Origin of the sequence: Anabaena sp. FACHB-83 (genome assembly GCF_014697485.1) — a bacterium.
Classification (GTDB): domain Bacteria; phylum Cyanobacteriota; class Cyanobacteriia; order Cyanobacteriales; family Nostocaceae; genus Nostoc_B.
On the sequence record NZ_JACJRY010000028.1, the window covers coordinates 27,749 to 47,417 of the forward strand.

12 protein-coding genes are annotated in these 19,669 nt (G+C 40.9%); 4 read left to right on the forward strand and 8 right to left on the reverse strand.

What is annotated here, in order from left to right; genetic code table 11:
• Positions 1-50: 50 nt before the first annotated feature.
• On the reverse strand, positions 51-5,843 hold the full coding sequence (locus tag H6G79_RS25275) for an ATP-binding sensor histidine kinase (RefSeq protein WP_190592861.1): 5,793 nt from the start codon (positions 5,841-5,843) through the stop codon (positions 51-53).
• A gap of 539 nt (positions 5,844-6,382) precedes the next feature.
• Between H6G79_RS25275 and H6G79_RS25280 the strand changes: the two genes are divergently transcribed.
• Positions 6,383-6,661: a hypothetical protein gene (locus H6G79_RS25280; protein WP_190592860.1), complete on the forward strand. Its 279-nt coding sequence runs from the start codon at positions 6,383-6,385 to the stop codon at positions 6,659-6,661.
• 73 nt (positions 6,662-6,734) lie between these two features.
• On the opposite strand, the gene H6G79_RS25285 is transcribed toward H6G79_RS25280, so the two are convergent.
• Positions 6,735-7,649 (reverse strand): ion channel, encoded by a 915-nt coding sequence (locus H6G79_RS25285; RefSeq protein ID WP_190592859.1) that lies wholly within the window; start codon positions 7,647-7,649, stop codon positions 6,735-6,737.
• Between the two features lie 896 nt (positions 7,650-8,545).
• Positions 8,546-9,685: a hypothetical protein gene (locus tag H6G79_RS25290; RefSeq protein WP_190592858.1), complete on the reverse strand. Its 1,140-nt coding sequence runs from the start codon at positions 9,683-9,685 to the stop codon at positions 8,546-8,548.
• Positions 9,686-10,238: 553 nt separating this feature from the next.
• Here H6G79_RS25290 and H6G79_RS25295 point away from each other — a divergent pair.
• Positions 10,239-10,481: an EF-hand domain-containing protein gene (locus H6G79_RS25295; protein WP_190592857.1), complete on the forward strand. Its 243-nt coding sequence runs from the start codon at positions 10,239-10,241 to the stop codon at positions 10,479-10,481.
• A gap of 177 nt (positions 10,482-10,658) precedes the next feature.
• Here the strand turns inward: H6G79_RS25295 and H6G79_RS25300 are convergent, their stop codons facing one another.
• The 5 genes from H6G79_RS25300 to H6G79_RS25320 all read right to left on the reverse strand — a co-directional run bounded on the left by H6G79_RS25300 (position 10,659) and on the right by H6G79_RS25320 (position 16,390).
• A complete protein-coding gene (locus H6G79_RS25300) occupies positions 10,659-11,519 on the reverse strand; it encodes a nitrate ABC transporter ATP-binding protein (RefSeq protein ID WP_190592856.1) in 861 nt (286 codons plus the stop codon).
• A 98-nt stretch (positions 11,520-11,617) separates the two neighbouring features.
• The gene (locus H6G79_RS25305; protein WP_190592855.1) at positions 11,618-11,938 is read right to left on the reverse strand and encodes a hypothetical protein; all 321 of its coding nucleotides are present in this window, start codon (positions 11,936-11,938) and stop codon (positions 11,618-11,620) included.
• A 21-nt stretch (positions 11,939-11,959) separates the two neighbouring features.
• Positions 11,960-13,963 (reverse strand): nitrate ABC transporter ATP-binding protein, encoded by a 2,004-nt coding sequence (locus tag H6G79_RS25310; RefSeq protein ID WP_190592854.1) that lies wholly within the window; start codon positions 13,961-13,963, stop codon positions 11,960-11,962.
• 112 nt (positions 13,964-14,075) lie between these two features.
• A complete protein-coding gene (gene ntrB / locus H6G79_RS25315; RefSeq protein WP_190592853.1) occupies positions 14,076-14,915 on the reverse strand; it encodes a nitrate ABC transporter permease in 840 nt (279 codons plus the stop codon).
• Between the two features lie 95 nt (positions 14,916-15,010).
• Positions 15,011-16,390, reverse strand: a complete 1,380-nt coding sequence (locus tag H6G79_RS25320; RefSeq protein ID WP_190592852.1) for a CmpA/NrtA family ABC transporter substrate-binding protein — start codon at positions 16,388-16,390, stop codon at positions 15,011-15,013.
• A 548-nt stretch (positions 16,391-16,938) separates the two neighbouring features.
• Between H6G79_RS25320 and H6G79_RS25325 the strand changes: the two genes are divergently transcribed.
• Both H6G79_RS25325 and H6G79_RS25330 read left to right on the forward strand, forming a co-directional pair.
• Complete coding sequence (locus H6G79_RS25325) at positions 16,939-17,808, forward strand: endonuclease/exonuclease/phosphatase family protein (RefSeq protein ID WP_190592851.1); 870 nt, start codon at positions 16,939-16,941, stop codon at positions 17,806-17,808.
• A 230-nt stretch (positions 17,809-18,038) separates the two neighbouring features.
• Positions 18,039-19,496, forward strand: coding sequence for a YdiU family protein (locus H6G79_RS25330; protein WP_190592886.1), 1,458 nt, complete (start codon positions 18,039-18,041; stop codon positions 19,494-19,496).
• Positions 19,497-19,669: the final 173 nt, after the last annotated feature.

The window sequence follows — 19,669 nt, forward strand, 5'->3', positions numbered from 1 at the left end:
GAACTTCAGCAAGCCCTAGGTATTCAAAATCCTTACACCCTTTTTCTAGCTCACGCTGGAATTTCAATCATAAATTCTGTACCTTCGCCTAAAACAGAATTGCAACTTAACTTACCACCATGAGTATCTTCGACTATTTGTCGAGCTATAGCCAATCCTAATCCCGTCCCTTTACCGACTCCTTTAGTAGTAAATAAATGGTCAAAGATTTTTTGCTTCACTGACTCACTCATTCCTTTACCATTATCAGCAATTGAGATTTTGACGTATTTATCTGCTATCAATGTTGTAATTGTAATGCGGTTAGCATGAGCTTGAATTTCTGCAAAACTCTTACCAGTATTTGATTCATCTAAAGCATCAATAGCATTGGCAAGAATATTCATAAACACCTGATTTAACTGTCCAGGAAAACATTCTATTTGGGGTAAATCACCATAATTGGTCACAACTTCAATTGCTGGACGTTGTTCGTTAGCTTTGAGGCGATGTTTGAGGATTAAAATTGTGCTGTCAATGCCTTCATGAATATTAAATGGTACTTTGTAATCTTTATCTGCTCGTGAGAAAGTACGCAGACTAGTGCTGATATTTTTCAGGCGATCGCAAGCCATGACCATTGAATTAAGCATTTGCGGCAAATCTTCTAAGGTGTAATCTAAATCGATTCCTTCCGCATGATCTCTGATGTCATCGCCGGGATTTGATAGAACTCCTTGATATAGTTTCAGATGTGCAACAATATCTGCAAAGGCAGGTTTAGTTTGCTTTAAGGTTGCAGAAATAAAACCGAGAGGATTATTCATTTCATGAGCAACTCCAGCCACAAGATTCCCCAAGGCAGACATTTTCTCACTTTGGACAATTTGTAAATTCGCTTGTTGCAAGTCGTGTAATGCTGTAGCTAATTCTTGGGATTTTTGGAGAATTTCAGCTTCGGATTGCTTGCGATCGCTAATATCTTTTGTAAAGACAAAATTGTATTCTTTATCTTTAAATTTTACATAGTTAACATTGACTTCAACAGGATAAATATTGCCGGATTTATGCTGATGGTAGCTTTCAATAGTGAACGAACCTTGATTGCGAATTGCTTGCCAATGTTCTGCCCATAATTCTTGAGAAAAAACGGTATCGATGTCAAAAACGTATTTACCAATCATCTCTTCTCGACTATATCCCAACCCTTTACAAGTAGCATCATTGACATAGAAAATCCGACCATCTGGCTCAAGCCACCAGACAGAAATAGTCGTCTGATCAATTGAAATTTGATTGAGTAATGCCTTTTCCAGAGCTTGTTGCATTTGTTGGTAAAGCCGAGCATTTTCTAATGCTATGGCAGCTTGAGCCGAAAGTATCTGAACAACTTGGAGACGTTCTTTAGTAAATACTCCTGCTGCGGCGATACTTTCAAGATATAGTATGCCTACCAAATTACCTTGCTTAATAATCGGTGTACATAAGACACTCTGGGGTTGATATATGAGCATATATTCGGCAATTATCCCCGGAATCTCTGTTTGGCAATTATCTATGACAATTGTTTGTTGCGTATTTTTGACATAATTGATAATGTTTACAGGGATATCTCGACAATCATCAAGTAATTGTGTAGAAATTGTTGTTTGTGGAGAATTTATTCCTACCTTAATTGAGGTAATGGCACGAATTTGTAAAACATCATCCTGATTGAGAATTAATGCAGATTTATCAGCACCGGAATTTTGCAGGATAATTTGGGTGAGGTTGGTAATTAACTCATCTAATTCGATATTGCTAGAAATAGTTTGAGCCGCTTTGAGTACACTGGTAAAATCCAGGACATCGGAAATACTCGTGCTAGTAATATCAACTTGAGTCGATACAGATTTTAAAGGAAGGGGAAGGGAAGTAATAGTTTCCCAAGGATTAAGGTTGATCTGTTTTTGTTCGATGATCGGTTTGAGTAGCTGGGGATAGCGTTTTTCTAAATCCTCTGCTTTTGCTTTTGCTCCCCAACGGGCATAACAATAATAAGCTTCCTGCATATACAAAATGGCAAATTTTTCTCTACCCCAATCGAGATAAAATTTAGCAGCCAGTTCGTTAGCTAAAGCTTCATCTTGAACAAATTTGTTTTCTTTAGCTAGAGAAATAGCGTTGTCATAACATTCAATCGCTTCAACTTTGTTACCCAATACTCTATGATGTTCGCCTGCGACTAATTCCCAGCGATGGCGATGATTGCAAGCCGCTAAAGTTGCCCAATGCTGTAATTTGTCTTGATGTTGTTGCACTGTGAGCAAGATTATCTGACGCTCTTGTGTGGATGCTGTTGAATACTGGGTTAATTGAATCAAGGCATCATAAAAATGGTAAAGGGGAACCATAAATTGCCCGACGCAACCATCTAGATATTTTCCAGTTTGAGTAGATGCTTGAAATGCCTCACTATTTTTTCCAAAGAGATAATAGAGAAATGCTTGGTTGAGATGCCACATACACAACGCCGACCTTTGATTGGTAGCTTGTAGTTGAGGGAGAGACAATTCCTGGTTAAAAATATTTCCACTCAGGCGATGTGGCACTTCTGCTTGCCCTAACAAATTTAGTACAGTTTGTTGATAAACTTCTTGACAATCTAAGACGATTTCTTGTTTGTATCTATCAATAATTTGACGATAAACATCCATTTTTTGTGCAAGTTCTGTTAGTTCTAGCCCTGTATGGTAAGCGTAATAACAGTACGAAGAAGCACCTCGGCAACCCATCTCAATATCTCCGATTTCTAGCCCACTGTAGTAGGTTTCTTCTAGTCCAGCAAGCACTTGAGAAAGAGGAGCTTTCCAATGTTTAATGCAGAGATGAACTATATACAAGTTACGGGTTTTTAATGATGTCAATTGGAATTTTTCTCGCAGGTTTAATGCTAATTCTCCAAACAGATAACCGTTTTCGATATCGCCAATAACGCCACATAAAATCAACCCATAATCACCGTAAGCAAATACAGAAACAGGACAGTTACCAAATTTGATAGATAATTCTACCTGCTTGAAAATTAGCAATGGCATGAGATTGGGAGCAGCCATATAAGCAGGAGGTATCAAAGCTGTCAAGATTTCCATTGCTGCTACCAGCTGGGGATCTGTCATAGCTGGGTGATGTAGGAAACTGCTGGGATCTTTGTCTCCCCAGAGTAACCGCGTTATGCCAAATGTCTGGCCAATATCTGCTTCGGTGGGTTGTTCGGGAAATTCAATCCCCAAGGAATTTAACAAATTTAACCCCATTTGCAACGAATTTAGGAGTTTTCCTTGGGCGTTAGCTCCTAAAATTCGAGTTTGTTGAATTTTGATCGTATCAAGTAAGGTTTTTGCTTGTTGCAACACCACACTTGCCCACTGTTCCATCTGCTCAAAATCAGTTTTGACATAGCTGGCTTCGGCAATTTCTTCATAAAGTGCCAAAGTCAGGGGATAATGACTTTCCCAAGCAGTTACAGGCAACAATTCTATCCCCGTGCCTAAATAGTTAATGGCTGCACTATAGGCGGTGGCAACTTTAGCTTTACGTCCAGCTGCGAGATTTAGTTCAGATAAATTTTCTCGCTCTTGGGGTGTAGTAATTAGGGCTATACCGAAATTTAAATGATTGACGATATCAAATAATCGTTCTTCTCTTTCACTGGGGTGAGAATTTTGTAATAATAGCCGACCGATTTGTAGGTGAGTGCTTTGTTTCTGCTCGTCAGCAATCAGTGAATAAGCTGCTTGTTGTACTCGGTCATGTAAAAATTTGTAGGTGACAGTTTCTTGATTTTCTAATGTCTGTGATTGGGTTTCTTGTCCGACATAAAACTTATAAACTTCATTAATTGGTAAAATCAAACCTTCTTGTAATGCTTTCCACAATGCAGATGCAGTTTCAATTTGAGATTTTTGGGAAACAATAGCCAAAGTATTTAAATCAAATGAGTTACCAATACAAGCCGCTAACTGCAATACATCTTGAGTTAATTTTGGTAGTTTTTGCAGTTGCAAACTCATAAAAGCAACAACGTCATCTGTCACTGCTAGAGTTTTTACTTGGGTGATGTCACATTGCCAGCATCCTAACTCAAAATTAAATGTAATTAATCCTTCTTGATGTAGTGCTTTGAGAAATTGTGTGGCAAAAAATGGATTTCCTTGAGTTTTTTGATAGATTAGTTCAGAAAGATTTTCTGCTAATTCTTCTGGAGATTTGAGTGTATCGGCAACTAACTGATTGACCGTGTTTTGAGTTAGTGGTTTTAAAGTAATTGTATTAATCTGTGTTTGTTTTTTGTGCAAATCGCCCAAAGTCAACATTAATGGATGTCCTGGTAGGACTTCGTTATCACGGTATGCACCAATTAATAACAGATGACTGGTATCAGCCATTAATAACTGGATTAATTTTAATGATGCCGAATCTGCCCATTGCAAATCATCTAAAAACATCACTAGGGGATGTTCTGCACTGGTAAATAATTGAGTGAATTTTTGAAATAATAAGTTAAAGCGATTTTCGGCGGCTGTTCCTGATAATTCTACTGCTGGGGGTTGTTCGCCAATAATTTTGGCTAGTTCAGGGATGACTTCAATGATTACTTGACCGTTTTCACCAACAGCTTCTAATATTTTGTGTTTCCATTGCTGAATTTGGACATCATTTTCAGTTAATAATTGCCCCATTAAGTCCCGGAAGGCTTGGACAAATGCACTTAAAGGGATATTGCGATTAAATTGGTCGTATTTCCCTTTAATAAAATAACCGCGTTGTCTAACAATGGGTTTATGTACTTCATTAACAACGGCTGTTTTCCCAATTCCCGAAAACCCAGCCACCAGCATCATTTCTGTTGCACCCTCAGTTACTCGCTCAAAGGCTTCTAGTAGGGTATTTACTTCAGTTTCTCTGCCATAGAGTTTATCAGGAATGATGAAGCGATCGCACACATCCCGTTGTCCAATCTCAAAGCTTTGAATTTCAGCAGTTTCTTTGAGTTGAATTAAACATTTTTCTAAATCAAATTTCAATCCCAACACACTCTGATATCTGTCCTCAGAATTTTTCGCCATTAATTTCCTGACAATTTCTGAGATAACTGAAGGGATATCTGGATTAATTTCATTTACTAACGGTGCTGTTTTAGCAAGATGAGAATGTACTAATTCCATCGCATCATTAGATGAGAATGGTAACTCTCCCGTGAGTAATTCATAAAAAGTTACACCGAGGGAATAAAAGTCTGTGCGGTAGTCAATCACTCGATTCATTCTCCCTGTCTGTTCTGGAGAAATGTAGGCTAATGTTCCTTCTAAGACATTAGTTTTAATTAAGGTTTGGGTTTCTCGTGGTAATAAAGATGCAATACTAAAGTCAATTAATTTAACTTGTTTGGTTTGGGGGTTAATTAAGATATTGCTGGGTTTAATATCTTTATGAATTATCCTTTCTTGGTAGAGTAAGTCTAGGATGTTACAGAGTGCGATCGCTATTTCTAAAAATTGCTGGAGAGATATTCGGGGTTCTCTCATTTGCCACTGTTTCAGAGAAATTCCGCCAAAGTCTTCTAGTATCAAGACATAACTATTTTGATATGCTTCTAAACTATAAGTTTGAACAATTAAATGTGAGTTGAGATTCTTTGTGATGGTGTATTGGTTACGAAATGATAAGAGTTCGCTAAAACTGGGATAAGGATTTTTCAGCACTTTCATGACTACAGGTAATGAGTCAATTTCTCTATATCCCCGGTAAACCAATGTTCTCGCACCATTATAAATTTCTTCTGTGATTTGATATCCAGGAATACTGATCAGAGTAGTTATCATACCTATTAAAGCCTTAAAATCTCTGGCTTTAGTATTCCCAGATACAGACAATATTTTACCGGCGAGTTTAAATTACCTGCCTATTTGACGATTTTCAGTCTGATTACGTATCTTTGAACAACCTGAGAATACTGGATTTCTACTCAGTACTTAAAATTCTGTTGGCCTTGAATTTACAACGCTCAGTCCTGAGTGCTGAGTGCTGAGTGCTGAGTGCTGAGTAAGAAGAAAGAGGAAGGAAGTACTTCTGCACTATGGTCAAAGCCCCGCCCGATGTTAAGCGGAATCCTATTACCGAGAGAAGGTTGATACCCCACCCCTGGCGATGCACTGAGCTTGTCGAAGTGTGGGTGGTCTTTTTAACTCAGCACTCTTCATTTGCTACAAGTATCTCTGTGTAAAGCACTCAGCACTTCGCTACAGTTAGCATCATCCGAAGATTCCGCATACCTGTATCTGTGCTTACTTTGTCTTTACACAATGTATGCTAGAGTTTCTCAACTAATGGTTTTTATTACATTCGCAAAATTTAAATAATTATGGCAGATCAATCAGATTTTCTCTCAAATCTCTCTGATTTTCTTTATCCTCGCAGTTGCTATTATGGTCAATTCAAACCAGAATACCTAGTATTTAACGCGAGTCTACAAGAATTTGCTCAAAGAGTCAGCTACATTAGTAACCTGCAAACTAACGGTAAACTTTCACCAGAAGAAGCTTACCAGCAAATCAGAACTTTGTGGAAACAATTAAAACATGCCAAAAAACAACTAGAAATTACCAAAGAGGCATTTGGTAGCAATAATCCTCAACAATAGTCAATCATTTTTAATAAAAAAGATTTTTGTTCCTCGGCGCTAACTTTTGCGTTGAAACTGATAGCACTCGGCTTTACTCCAACGGCAAAACATCATGGAAATGGTTGTAGTCGATGTAACGATGACCATCGGAGGTGTGATGCAGGATATCAACAAATCGATGATTCCATAAAATCTCATTAGTCCCATAGCTATGACGTGCATGAACAACTTGTGCAACGGTTTCATCAATGCCTGTTAAAGAGATCATCAATACACTATTGGTTTGAATTAAAGAATCTGGTGTCACACCATATAAAGGACTAGATTCATCAATGATGTGCATAACTGACCAGCTTAAGGCAAAGCCTGGGGTTTGCTGTCGCAAAAGTTTAAGATCATAAATACGACGCATAAACTCACCTTCGGCGGTAATTTCATCACGCATTAAATAAACCCGCATCTGGGCTTCTAAAATTAAATTCCGTCGCTGGTTAGCGGTGCGAAACATGAGAGTTGGGGCTTGTTCATAGGGAACAATGACGGCCACACGGCTAAAAATGACACGGGCTGTGGGCCGAGAAAACCGGGCAAAGGCTAACCCCGTCATCATAGCAATTCCCATGACACCTGCGATCGCTTCAATCGTCACAATAATATTGGCGTAATTTGTCTTGGGATACATTGCCCCGTAACCAATCGATGCCAGAGTCTGCACACTAAAGAAAAAAACATCTAAAAAAGAACCAGGACGGGCATTAGCAATGCAATCTCCGCCTAATAAATACGCCAACGCAAATAGAGTATTAATAGCTACGTAAACCGCAAAAATTACTAGTACAAATCCAGACCAGGGAATTGTTAAGAGTAAATGATAGGGATCGCGCCAATAGGAGTGCCAGACACCCAAACCCATAATCTCAACATTACCATTGCGGTACTTGAGATGGACAATGGGTTGTGAACGCTGTCTTGGCTGGCGTACAGGTTTTTTAAATGGAAATTTCATTGGTGTAGCTAAAATAACGGCAAATCATGATGATCACTAGGGTGACAAGCCCTTGTTTACATTCTTTGCAGTTTTTGACCCCCTTTTTTTGTCTCTTTGTGAGAAATCCGGGGTTGCCCTATGATTCGCAACAAGTTCTTACCTGACTTAGACATCTAACTACCTATATTTACGTTTTTGCATATAGCAGGAGACAGGTGATAGGTGACAGAGTTAAAAGCTTTGTGGTGTCTAAGTTTTATTATTTATCGATGTCCTAACCAACTTGGCTACTGCTATACCTGAATTTAACTGAATTTTTAGAGTCCTGAATTTAACTGAATTATTGATTGTAAAAGTCAAGGATACTTTGAATTGTGGCAAGCCACTTCCAGCCATAGACAAACATTAGCTAATACGCTGATTGCAATGGCAAAAACGCTGAATAATTAGCAGCGAGTGGGAGAGGACTTGCCAATCACTCGTTTTTCTATATTCGCATTGTTCACTTTTCGTTCTGCTGGTCAATGCGTAAATTTTACTCACGTTAAATTAGGAGAAATATCATGAGTTTCAATCCTGCAAATACAAAATTTTTTGTGACACCCTTTGGTTGCCACAAAACGGGTTGGTAAAAAGCCCTAAATATCGCCAACAATAAAATTTAAGTGAATCTACCGTGTATCACATGGAGAAGATGGACGTAATTCTCCGTGTAATACAAGTAAAAGTAGCGAGCTTGTCACTAGTCGCTACGTAGATTTTGAAAGCCTTGCCCTGCAAGGCTTTCAAAAATAAAACTGCTACTTTACCTGAAAATCGCCAAAAAAGTGAACAGGGCAACCAAACAGCGCAAGTTTTTTCATAATTTTGCGTAGGTCTTGATAAGTCATGGGTATTTACTCATTACTCATCACTCACACCTCATGCTCAACTGCCAATTCCCCACTCCCCAAATCTAAAACAGTAATATCTAACTGTGGTTCATGGGTTTCTACAACGGGTTTTCTGACTCTGTAAGGAATTTCCTCGATCGCCAAGTTATCGTTATCGAGGTCATCGTAAATTAGCTGTAAATGCTTTTCATTCAGATGATGGAATATCTTACCACTGTATTTACTGGCATCTGCACCTAAACCTTGGATGCGAATTAAACCATTAAATACAGTCGCCCTGGCTAAATAAATTACTGGGTCATCACGAAAGGGGACATTGACGGTAGTTGTAGCGGTGAGATGCGCCATCCCTCTTTCGTCCATTTCCTTGCCTAAAGCGATCGCAGTTTTTTCTAGTCCGCGAATTGCCACGATCGCAGCTGCCACAGCCATTGTAATATCTGTACCATCATCAGCTAAAATCTTCTGGGATGAAAGAAACTCGTAATTTTCTTCGCCAATGTCACGGCGTAGGCGTTGATGGACGATGTTACGGGGATTGTAATGTGTTAGTGCGCCAACAATTGCCCCACAAGCCGCACGGGGTTCGCGCCACAAAGATTCTTGGGTTTTGCCGTAGATTAATTGTTCACCTAAATCTAAACGTCCGACATGGGTTTTTAAATCGAGGGCGGCGAGAATAAAAGATTGAGAATTACCTGCATAAATTTGAGTGCGCCAAGTTTCATCTAATTGATGGGCGATGGTAACGTGGGCTAAGGTTGCGCCATCATCAGTACCGCCGCCTGTGGGGAAAAACGTCTCTGTTTTTAACTCACCAATTTCTGATAAAGTGGCAAACCGGGAAGCAACCACATCACGATAAGTTCTAGTTGACTCGCCTTGGTGAATGCGATCGCCACAGTTAGTATATGCCAAGGTGGTGACAACACTCGGTAAACTCAAATCAGCCGCACAAGCTTTTAAATCCGAAATACTCGCCCCAGCAAATTGTAATTCATCTCGGAGTATTTGCAGACCATTCACCAGAGTATAGCGATCGCTAACAATTTCATTGAGGTAGATATTTTTTGCACTATCCTCTTGTCCAAATCTGGCGGATAGTTCCCAAAACTTGTCAATTCTGGCACTCGCTAAAGATGGATCAAATGCTGAAAACATAAGTATTTGGCGGTAATAACTGGGTAAAGAAGAAGTCAGGAGTCAGAGGTGTAATTTCACCCTGCCACTGTATAAAATTTATGATGAATTCCGGCTTTTTACTTTTATGTAAACAATTTCTGCTGAATTTTAATCCCAAATTTGTAGAGAGGTTGTATACAAAGTCTCTACTTACGCAGTGAGACGAAAAACTAGGGGTTTTGGGAAGAGTATCAGGGTTCAGAGGTATAGGGGTGTATGTATCCAAAACTCTTACACCCCACACCCCTTAACCCTTACACCCAGTCTCCACAGACAATTTTTGTGCGTAATACCATTTCACGAAAAGTTCGATACAGATGTAAACTCTGAAGGCTTTGCTGCATCTAATTTTTTTAATTGCGATCTTCGCAGCGTTAGCGACGTTCGCGTAGCGTCTCTCTTTGGGAGAAGGAGCGTCTGCCTCGAATTGTGAATTAGTATCAGCCCCAGCGATACCCATTTCTCAGCCTTTTGATATAAGTTTGTTTATTTTTGAAAGATTAAAGTAAAAGATTAATTCAGATAAAAACTTATGACAACCGAGCAAGAACTTCGATCTCTTTTTAATACCCTAGATGGAGATCAAGACGGTAAAATATCCCTGAATGAGCTTTTTTTAAGTCCTGGCTTAAGTGCAGTCATCTCATCACAAACAAATGCCACTAGTCCTCAAGAATTGATAGTACAGTATGATTCAGACAAAGACGGTAGTATTACCTTTGAAGAGTTAAAGCAAGCAGTCCAAGAAGCAAGTAATTTAACAGATTTCGCGTAATTTCCCTTCCTCAGCATCAGCAGGGAGGGGATGTAAGCGAGTCAAAAACGAAACGCCCACACCCCCTGTTTTACCTACGGTAAAACAGGGGGTGTGGGGGAGAATCCCCCAAATCTTGCTTATTACCTGATAGTAGTAGGGTGGGCATAATATACCCACCCCAAAAAAACTTGACTCTTAACCTACATCATCGTGAGCAAAACGGTTGAAGAGGAAGTCTAAGGCATAGTTACGCAGCTTGTAATATTGTGGATCTTCCATGATGCGGGCGCGATCGCGGGGACGAGAAAAGGGAATTTCCATGACTTCACCAATTTTGGCGTGAGGGCCATTGGTCATCATCACTAATTTGTCTGCTAAAAACAACGCTTCATCAATGTCATGGGTAATCATTAACACTGTGCAACGGTTATCATTCCAAATTTTCAGCAGTTCTTCCTGTAATTCTTCTTTAGTAATCGCATCTAACGCCCCGAAAGGTTCATCTAAAATTAGCACCTTGGGACGAATTGCCAACGCCCGTGCAATAGAAACGCGCTGTCTCATACCGCCGGACATTTGCATTGGCTTTTTCTCCATTGCGTCAGCCAGTCCCACCATTGCCAAATGATCACGAACAATTGCTCTTTTCTCCGCTTCTATTTTGTTGGGGTAAACTGCATTCACCGCTAAGTAAATATTTTCAAATGCAGTCCGCCAAGGTAACAGGGCGTAGTTTTGAAACACAACCATCCGGTCTGGGCCTGGCTTAGTGATGGGTTGACCTTCCAGTAACACTTGTCCAGTTGTAGGAAAGTTAAACCCAGACACCATGTTTAGCAGTGTAGATTTGCCACAACCAGAGTGACCAATCACACAAATAAATTCACCTTGGTTAACGCTGAGGTTAACACCATCAAGAACAGTGAAGGGGCCTTTCTTGGTAGGGTAAACTTTGCTAACATCTCTGATTTCGAGGAAAGCTCTGCTGTTATCGCTGATAGTTGGTAATGGTCTTCTGGAAGTGCCGGTGACGGTGGACAAATTGCGGTTTTGCATGGCGGGGAATGGGGTGTGAAGGGTGAAGTAGGTTGGGGGAATGTAGCGTAACGTTTTAATTTTTGTTAGATCCCCCCAACCCCCCTTAAAAAGGGGGGCTAATCATCTTTTTTGATTACCCCCTTTTTAAGGGGGTCGCCGTAGGCGGGGGGATCTTCAACGATGAAGTTCAGAACTTGGTGAATGAACCTTTTATCTTCAACGATGAGGTCTTGAGGTTCATTGTTTAACCTTTGAGGTTCGACGATGAGGTTCTGAGCTTGGTGAATGAACCTTTTATCTTCAACGATGAAGTTCCAAGGCTCATCGTTCAACCTTTTATCCTCAACGATGAAGATCCAAGGTTCATCGTTCAACCTTTGAGGCTCATTGTTGAACCTTTTATGTTCAACGATGAGGTTCTGAGGTTCATCGTTCAAGCTCGGAGGCTCAACCGTCAGTTACGCAATTCTTCTAATGGGCGCATCGAGGATGACTTCAGCAATAGAAAAGTCGCGTTTAATGGTCAAGCTGTTGAGGTAGGCGATAGGGTCATCAGCATTAAAGGGCATACCATCAAATAATTGAATTGGTTGGCGAGTGTAGCTGATATCTAAACCTAATTCCCGCGCGGCGGTACTGAAGACGCGCACCCGACAAATTCGTTCTACAACTTCTACCCAGTTTCTGGGGAAGGGAGTATCACCCCAACGCGCCAACTGAGTCATAATCCAAATTTGTTCTGTACGGCTGGGGCGGTTAATAGCCGAATCAGAGTAAAACTGGTGGTGGGCGTAGTCTCGTAGGGGATGATCTATGTCACAAGTCAGGTTATCCGGGTCTTCTAGCTGGATGTAGTCTAAATCAGTACTGACGTAATCTCTCCCCGCCACAATTCTTCTAACTTCTTCGGTATTTTGGGGATCTGCACAGTATTGGCAGGCTTCCAACAATGCTTTTGTTAAAGCAATATGGGTATTAGGATACATTTCTGCCCAATCTTCCCGCACACCGAGAACTTTACCGGGGTGTCCTAACCAAACTTCTAAGTCTGTGGCGATGGTAAAGCCGACATTTTCCACGGCGGCGCGATAGTTCCAAGGTTCACCCACACAGTAACCGTCAATACTCTTGTTTTGCAAGTCAGCGACCATCTGGGCGGGTGGAATAATGTGCATATCCACATCCGTATCCGGGTCAATACCACCAGCCGCCAACCAATAACGTAGCAACATATTGTGCATGGAGGCGGGATGAACTACGCCCATTGTGTGGCGTTGTTCGCGGGTGCGGAGGAGGTAATTTTTGAAGTCTGATAAGGTGCGGACACCTTCATCATAAAAGCGTTTGGCTAAGGTGATGGCGTTACCGTTGCGGGTCATGGTGAGGGCGGTAACAACGGGGAGGGGTTGGTTTTTATACCCGCCCAAGGTTAACCACATTGGCATCCCGGAAGGCATTTGGGCTGCATCTATATAACCGCCTGTGATCCCGTCAACGATACCCCGCCAGCTAGTTTCCCGGACTAAGTTAACTTCATCTAAACCATGCTTGGTAAAGAAACCTTTTTCTTTGGCGACAGCGAGGGGGGCGCAGGCGGTGAGGGGTAGGAAGCCAATTTCTAAGTTAACTTTTTCTAAACCGTGGCGAGAAATGGCGGCTGTTTTCCGCGCCCGGAGTTTCTTAATGCGTTTTTGCTGGTTGAGGAAGTAAATCATTTCACTCCGCAAGCTGTAGTAGCTTGGGTGTTCCACTACTTCCATGCGTTTGCGGGGACGGGGGATATCAACTTCTAGGATGTCGCCGATTTTCGATTCGGGGCCGTTGGTCAACATCACAATTCTGTCAGACAACAGCACAGCTTCGTCTACGTCGTGAGTCACCATTACCGCAGTGACTTCATTTTCTTCGCAGATTTGCATTAACTGTTCTTGTAAGTTACCCCGTGTTAGAGCATCTAACGCACCGAAGGGTTCATCTAACAGTAATAGTTTAGGACGGATTGCCAAGGCGCGTGCGATCGCTACCCGTTGCTTCTGTCCCCCGGATAACATTCCTGGCTGTTTGTCGGCGTGGGGACGCAAACCCACCATATCTATATGTTTGTCAACAATTCCCTTACGTTCTGCCGCAGGTAAACCATTCATTACCGAGTCTACCGCCAAGGCAATATTTTCTCTCACTGTCCGCCAAGGTAACAGCGAATAATTTTGGAATACCACCATCCGGTCTGGCCCTGGCTTGGTGATTTTTTGTCCTTGCAGTGTCACAATACCTTCGGTCGGCAAATCCAAACCCGCAATCATATTTAATAATGTGGATTTACCGCAACCAGAGTGACCAATTAAAGAAACAAACTCACCTTTTTTAATTTGCAGGTCAATACCTTTTAAAGCAATATATTGACCACCGCCACTTAAATTAAATACCTTATCAATTTGATCAACAGCAACGAATACTGACATGGCTTTAAAGTCTGAAGTATAAAGTCTGAAGTGTGAAATGGGGAAAGGTGACAGTTGACAGGTGACAGGTTATAGATTCTTGCTCTGTAACCTGTCACCTCTAACCTGTAACCTACTTTTGTTCTGCTGGTAAAATCAGGTTTTGTAACCAAGCCATGAACTTGTCGAGTAATAAACCAACGACACCGATATAAACCAGAGCCAAAATTACTTCACTCACGTCGTTGTTTTGGTAAGCATCCCAGATAAAGAAACCGATACCGACGATACCAGACATAACGATTTCTGCCGCGATAATCGCTAACCAAGCCAAACCAATCGCAATTCTTAAGCCAGTAAAGATGTAAGGTAACGCTGCCGGAATCAAAATGTTAATAAAGTATTCTTTGCGGCTGAGTTGCAGAACTTTAGCAACGTTGTTGTAATCTTGGGGAATTTGAGTTACACCAACCGCAGTGTTAATTAAGATGGGCCAAATTGCAGTGATGAAAATTACGAATAATGCTGCTGGTTCGTTTTGGCGCAATGCAGCCAAAGAAATAGGAACCCAAGCCAAAGGCGGTACAGTTCTTAATAGTTGAAACAGTGGGTCTAAAGCTTTGGACATGGTTTGATTCACACCAATCAAAATGCCCAAACCAATACCAACAATCGCCGCTAATGTGTAACTAATAGCTACCCGTTGCAAACTAGCTAAAATTTGCCAGAATAGACCTTTATCAATACCACCTCTGTCATAGAAAGGCCAGAAAATGAGTACCCAAGTATCTTGCACTACCTGAATTGGCCCTGGCAATGTGGCACCAGGAGTCCAAGCAAATAATTGCCACAGTCCGAGGAAGATTAATATTGCGATCGTCGGCGGTACAATATTCGGCAATTGTTTTTGCAGTTGCGCGATAAAACTATTATCTAATCTGGGGCTACTTGGTCTTTTCTGTGCAATTGTCATGATTTTTCTCTCAATTAACTAATGACTCTCCGAATTTTAGATTTTAAATTTTTGATTTTGGATTGAGGAACTATTCAATCTAAAATCTAAAATTGTTAAACACTTACTTTTTTAATCTTGAGACTCTTGAGGTATGCTTCTGGATTTTCAGGATCAAATTTCACCCCATCAAAAAATTCTTCTACGCCGCGAGATGTGCTTGTGGGAATATCCGCCGCCGCGATACCTGCTTCTTTTGCCGCTTCTTTCCAAATGTCTTCGCGGTTAACTTTATTGATTAGTTCTTTAGCCTTCGCTGCATTGTTGGCGAGGTAATCTTTGGGTAAGAATCCCCAACGCACGTTTTCAGTTATGAACCACAAATCATGACTCTTGTAGGGATAAGACACACTACCTTTTTCATCTTTCCAGTAATAAGCAGCCATTGATTTATCGTCAATTTTCCGACCATCACCCATGTCATATTTACCTTGATATGGGTCTGCTAAAATTTCCGGTGTGGGTAAGTTGAAATAATTTCTCCCTGCGAGAATTGCGGCGGCTTCTTTGCGGTTGTCAAAGTTATCCAACCACTGTTGCGCCTCCATAATGCCTTTTAAAATTGCTTTGGTGGCTTTGGGATTTTTATCAACCCAGTCAGCCCGAATGGCTAGGTATTCTTCTGGGTGATTTTTCCAAATCTCTGCGGTTAACGCTGCCATGAAACCGATTTTATCTCTGACAATGCGATAAGGCCAGGGGTCGCCGGTGCTGAACGCATCCATTGTCCCGGTTTTCATGTTGGCGACAGTTTGCGCCGCAGGTACAGTCAGGAGTTTGACATCTGCATCGGGGTCTAAACCACCAGCCGCTAACCAATAACGAATCCACAAATCTTGGTTAACGTGGGGGAAGGTGAATGCAGCCGTGAATGGTGTAGAAGATTTGAGTTCTGCAAATAAAGACTTAGCTTGAGCAACTTGCAGACCAATTTTACCAGCATGTTTACTGGCGATCGCAATCCCGTTTCCATGTGTAATTAACTGCGCCAAAACATACATCGGGATTTTTTGATTTCCCTTAGTAATTAAACCTTCGGTAATTAAATGTGGCATGGGCATTTGCCATTGTCCACCATCAATCCCACCACCCGCAGCACCAATTTCAACGTTATCCCGCGCAGAACCCCAAGAAGCTTGTTTAGAAAGGTCTACTTTGGTCATCCCATACTTCGCAAAAAAGCCTTTCTCTTTGGCAATAATTAATGGTGCAGCCTCGACAATCGGCACATATCCTAACTTAACAGTATCAGTTTCTGGTGCTTGGTCTGGGCTAATATTTGCCACAGTTTGAGCAGTTGGCGCAGACTGAGAACTACCACCAGTCAAGCTATCTGGGGGGTTTCCTAAACAGCCTTTGAGAAATACCGCACTTGCAGAAGCCCCAGCAGTGACGATAAATTTTCGCCGCGAAATTTGGTTAAAAAATTCTGTCATATATGTCTCCTCAAAAGTGAATTTAAAATTTTTTAGGCATGACAATTAACGCAAGTCGAAGATAATCTCGCTTGTGGTAATTACAAAATAATTTCGAGCTATATTCAAACTAGTTAACTCATACCGACTATTTCTAATCAAAGGCTGAGATAACTAACTAGAAATAATTACTTGGTTTTCAGAGGGTGATTTGGGTATCACTTGATTCGTTGAAACTTAGTTTACAGGTTTTAAAACCAAATTGGTTAACTCTTAACCCCTGATTCTTAAATAAATATTAGATTGATCATATAAGTAAAAATTTATTATGGGCGGCCAAGTCAACGAATAATGGCAATGTATGGGAGGTTATTGATGATAACAATTCACTTGATTCAATGATGAACCTAGAAAAGCTTAATTTATGTCATTAACCATCAATAATTTATAATGCGTACTATTGTCTAAATCTTATATTTTGGCTTCACAATGAAATGTACTTGAAATAATTGATAATTATTGATGCTAATGATTGCTTTCTGTCTATAGATAATGGGGAAAAAGCGCAGATGTCAAAACCAGCAAAGCAGATATTCACGCCACTACCCGTTTATAAATACGATATTCCAGGTTGGCAACCAAATACACAAAAAGCCACCGCCGTCAATTTAGGAACTTTGACAATTGCCAGTTTTAACGTTCTTTGTGACCTCTACGAAAAAGATAAAATCGCTATCGAAAAAAGATTACCAGTAATTGTTGAGGAGTTAAGTCAATGTAACGCTGACATTATTGCTATTCAAGAAGCGACACCAAATTTATTAGAGTTACTTTTATCACAAACTTGGGTAAGCAATTATTACATTTCTGAATCCAGTGCAGCCGTAACAGTGCGACCTTACGGTAACTTATTATTATCGCGTCTGCCTTTTACAATGGTTGAGCATCAATTTTGGGGACGCAAGCGGGTATTGGTAGGGAGTTGTGAAATTAATGACCAATTATTGCATATTGCCGTTGTGCATTTAACAAGCGATCGCTCTCAAAATGCCCTAGAAAAACGCCAACATCAGCTAACCACCATACTTGCATATCTCCAAACCCTCCCCGGAAGTAGCTTAATAGCTGGTGACTTTAATACGCGCGGTAACGAACAAGAAGACATAATAACAAGTGCTGGGTGTATCGATATCTGGCAACAACTCAACCCCCATACACCAGGTTACACATTTGATCCCCAACGCAACGCCTTAGCAGCATTGATGAGTTTACAAGGAATACCCGCCAGGCTCGATCGCATTTTACTGCGAAATCAAAACCATGATTGGCAACCACAGTCAATTGACTTATTCGCTTGTGAACCAGTCCCAGGTACAGCCGGGAAAATCTATCCATCCGATCATTTTGGTCTGCGTGCAGTTCTCAAAGCAACGAGATAACACCCTCTGCTGATGTCAGCAACTCATGAGAAAATCTCACAACCAAACATGAAAGAATTGGCTACTAGGATTTTTACTCAGCACTCAGCACTTTTAAGCTAGTTCCAATGAAACAAGTTTCATCGCCTGAAAGTGGGACTAGCATTTTTACTCAGCACTCAGCACTTAGCACTCAGCACTTTCAAGCTAGAGGTAGGATGAAGAGAATAATCCTTTTAAATTGGCGCGTAATGACTCTGGCTGAAACTCCCAACCAAGAAAATTCTCTTAATCCTTTGCTCACCCTCAACTACGAACCAGCCTTAGAATCTTTGGGTGATGATTACTACGACGAAGTAGCAGCAGAGGAATTTCCCCAACATATTTTGCGTTGGCGGAATGATGCACTGTTATCTGATTTAGGGCTAAATCCTCCAGCCGTGACCGATGAGGATTTTATTACCGCCTTTGGCAAATTTCAAGGACGCAAACCTTTATTAGCACTACGCTATCACGGTTATCAATTTGGTACCTATAACCCGCAACTAGGCGATGGTAGAGGCTTTCTCTACGGTCAAGTCCGCGCTACTAACGGCGAATTATACGATTTCGGGACTAAAGGTTCTGGTAGAACACCTTACTCTCGTGGTGGTGATGGAATGCTGACACTCAAAGGCGGGGTGCGGGAAGTTTTAGCAGCCGAAGCCTTACATCAAATGGGAGTTCGTACCTCACGCTGTCTCAGTATGATTGAAACTGGTTTATCTTTGTGGCGTGGTGATGAACCTTCCCCCACCCGTTCCTCAGTCATGGTGAGAATGAGTAGTTCTCACATTCGCTTCGGTACGTTTGAGCGATTCCATTATTTACAGCGTCCTGATTTAACTCAAAAGCTCTTAGACCATGTAATTGAATATTACTATCGCCACTTAGTCAATCAAACAGATAAATACGCCTTATTTTATGCAGAGTTAGTCCAGCGAGTTGCTGAACTAGTGGCGCAGTGGATGGCTGCCGGTTTTTGTCATGGTGTGCTGAATACTGACAATATGTCAATTACTGGGGAAAGTTTTGACTATGGCCCTTATGCTTTTATTCCCACCTACGACCCCTATTTTACTGCGGCATATTTCGACTATTACAAACGCTATTGTTACGGTTATCAGCCAGGTATTTGTCAATGGAATTTAGAAATGTTGCAAGAACCATTAAAGGCAATTATTGATATAGCTGATATGCAAGCGGGATTAGCCAGCTTTGATCATTATTATGGTGCAGAATATCGCCGTTTAATGTTGAAAAAGTTAGGTTTTGAGGAGTTGAATCATCCCGAAGCTGATGAGCTTTTAGAATTAACAATAAAATTCTTAAAAGAAAGTCAAGTTGGTTATCATCTATTTTTCTTTGAAATGGCTCGGACTTTTTCTGCTAAATGGCGAGATGACCCAGCAGGTGTACTTAACAATTCAGAAATTGTACCCACCGCAGATACTTCAGGTATTTTTGATAGTTGGTGTATCCTCTACCATAAAATCTTAAATCATTTTGATTTAGATGAAATGGTAAATATAGCCCAGAATCTATCTCAGCACAATCCTCAAACTGTACTACTTAGACCTGTAATTGAATCGATTTGGCAACCAATAGTTGAGGCAGATGACTGGCAATCTTTTAGAGATTTAATTGATCAAATTCAAACTAAACAATAGAAGTAAGAATTCAGGAGTCAGAATCCAGAAGCCAGAAGGGTTGAAGAATGATGTGAATTATTTGATGAATCAATTTACTAATCTACTAAATACCTCTAAATTATGACTTCTGACTCCTGGGTACTGAATACTTACACAGATACAGAAGTCAGAAGTAGTCAAAGTGTTATGAC

Bases quoted from the DNA above. Each gene is read 5' to 3' on its own strand.
- H6G79_RS25275 (WP_190592861.1), bottom strand. From the start codon at position 5,843: ATGATAACTACTCTGATCAGTATTCCTGGATATCAAATCACAGAAGAA.
- H6G79_RS25280 (WP_190592860.1), top strand. From the start codon at position 6,383: ATGGCAGATCAATCAGATTTTCTCTCAAATCTCTCTGATTTTCTTTAT.
- H6G79_RS25285 (WP_190592859.1), bottom strand. From the start codon at position 7,649: ATGAAATTTCCATTTAAAAAACCTGTACGCCAGCCAAGACAGCGTTCA.
- H6G79_RS25290 (WP_190592858.1), bottom strand. From the start codon at position 9,685: ATGTTTTCAGCATTTGATCCATCTTTAGCGAGTGCCAGAATTGACAAG.
- H6G79_RS25295 (WP_190592857.1), top strand. From the start codon at position 10,239: ATGACAACCGAGCAAGAACTTCGATCTCTTTTTAATACCCTAGATGGA.
- H6G79_RS25300 (WP_190592856.1), bottom strand. From the start codon at position 11,519: ATGCAAAACCGCAATTTGTCCACCGTCACCGGCACTTCCAGAAGACCA.
- H6G79_RS25310 (WP_190592854.1), bottom strand. From the start codon at position 13,963: ATGTCAGTATTCGTTGCTGTTGATCAAATTGATAAGGTATTTAATTTA.
- ntrB (WP_190592853.1), bottom strand. From the start codon at position 14,915: ATGACAATTGCACAGAAAAGACCAAGTAGCCCCAGATTAGATAATAGT.
- H6G79_RS25320 (WP_190592852.1), bottom strand. From the start codon at position 16,390: ATGACAGAATTTTTTAACCAAATTTCGCGGCGAAAATTTATCGTCACT.
- H6G79_RS25325 (WP_190592851.1), top strand. From the start codon at position 16,939: ATGTCAAAACCAGCAAAGCAGATATTCACGCCACTACCCGTTTATAAA.
- H6G79_RS25330 (WP_190592886.1), top strand. From the start codon at position 18,039: ATGACTCTGGCTGAAACTCCCAACCAAGAAAATTCTCTTAATCCTTTG.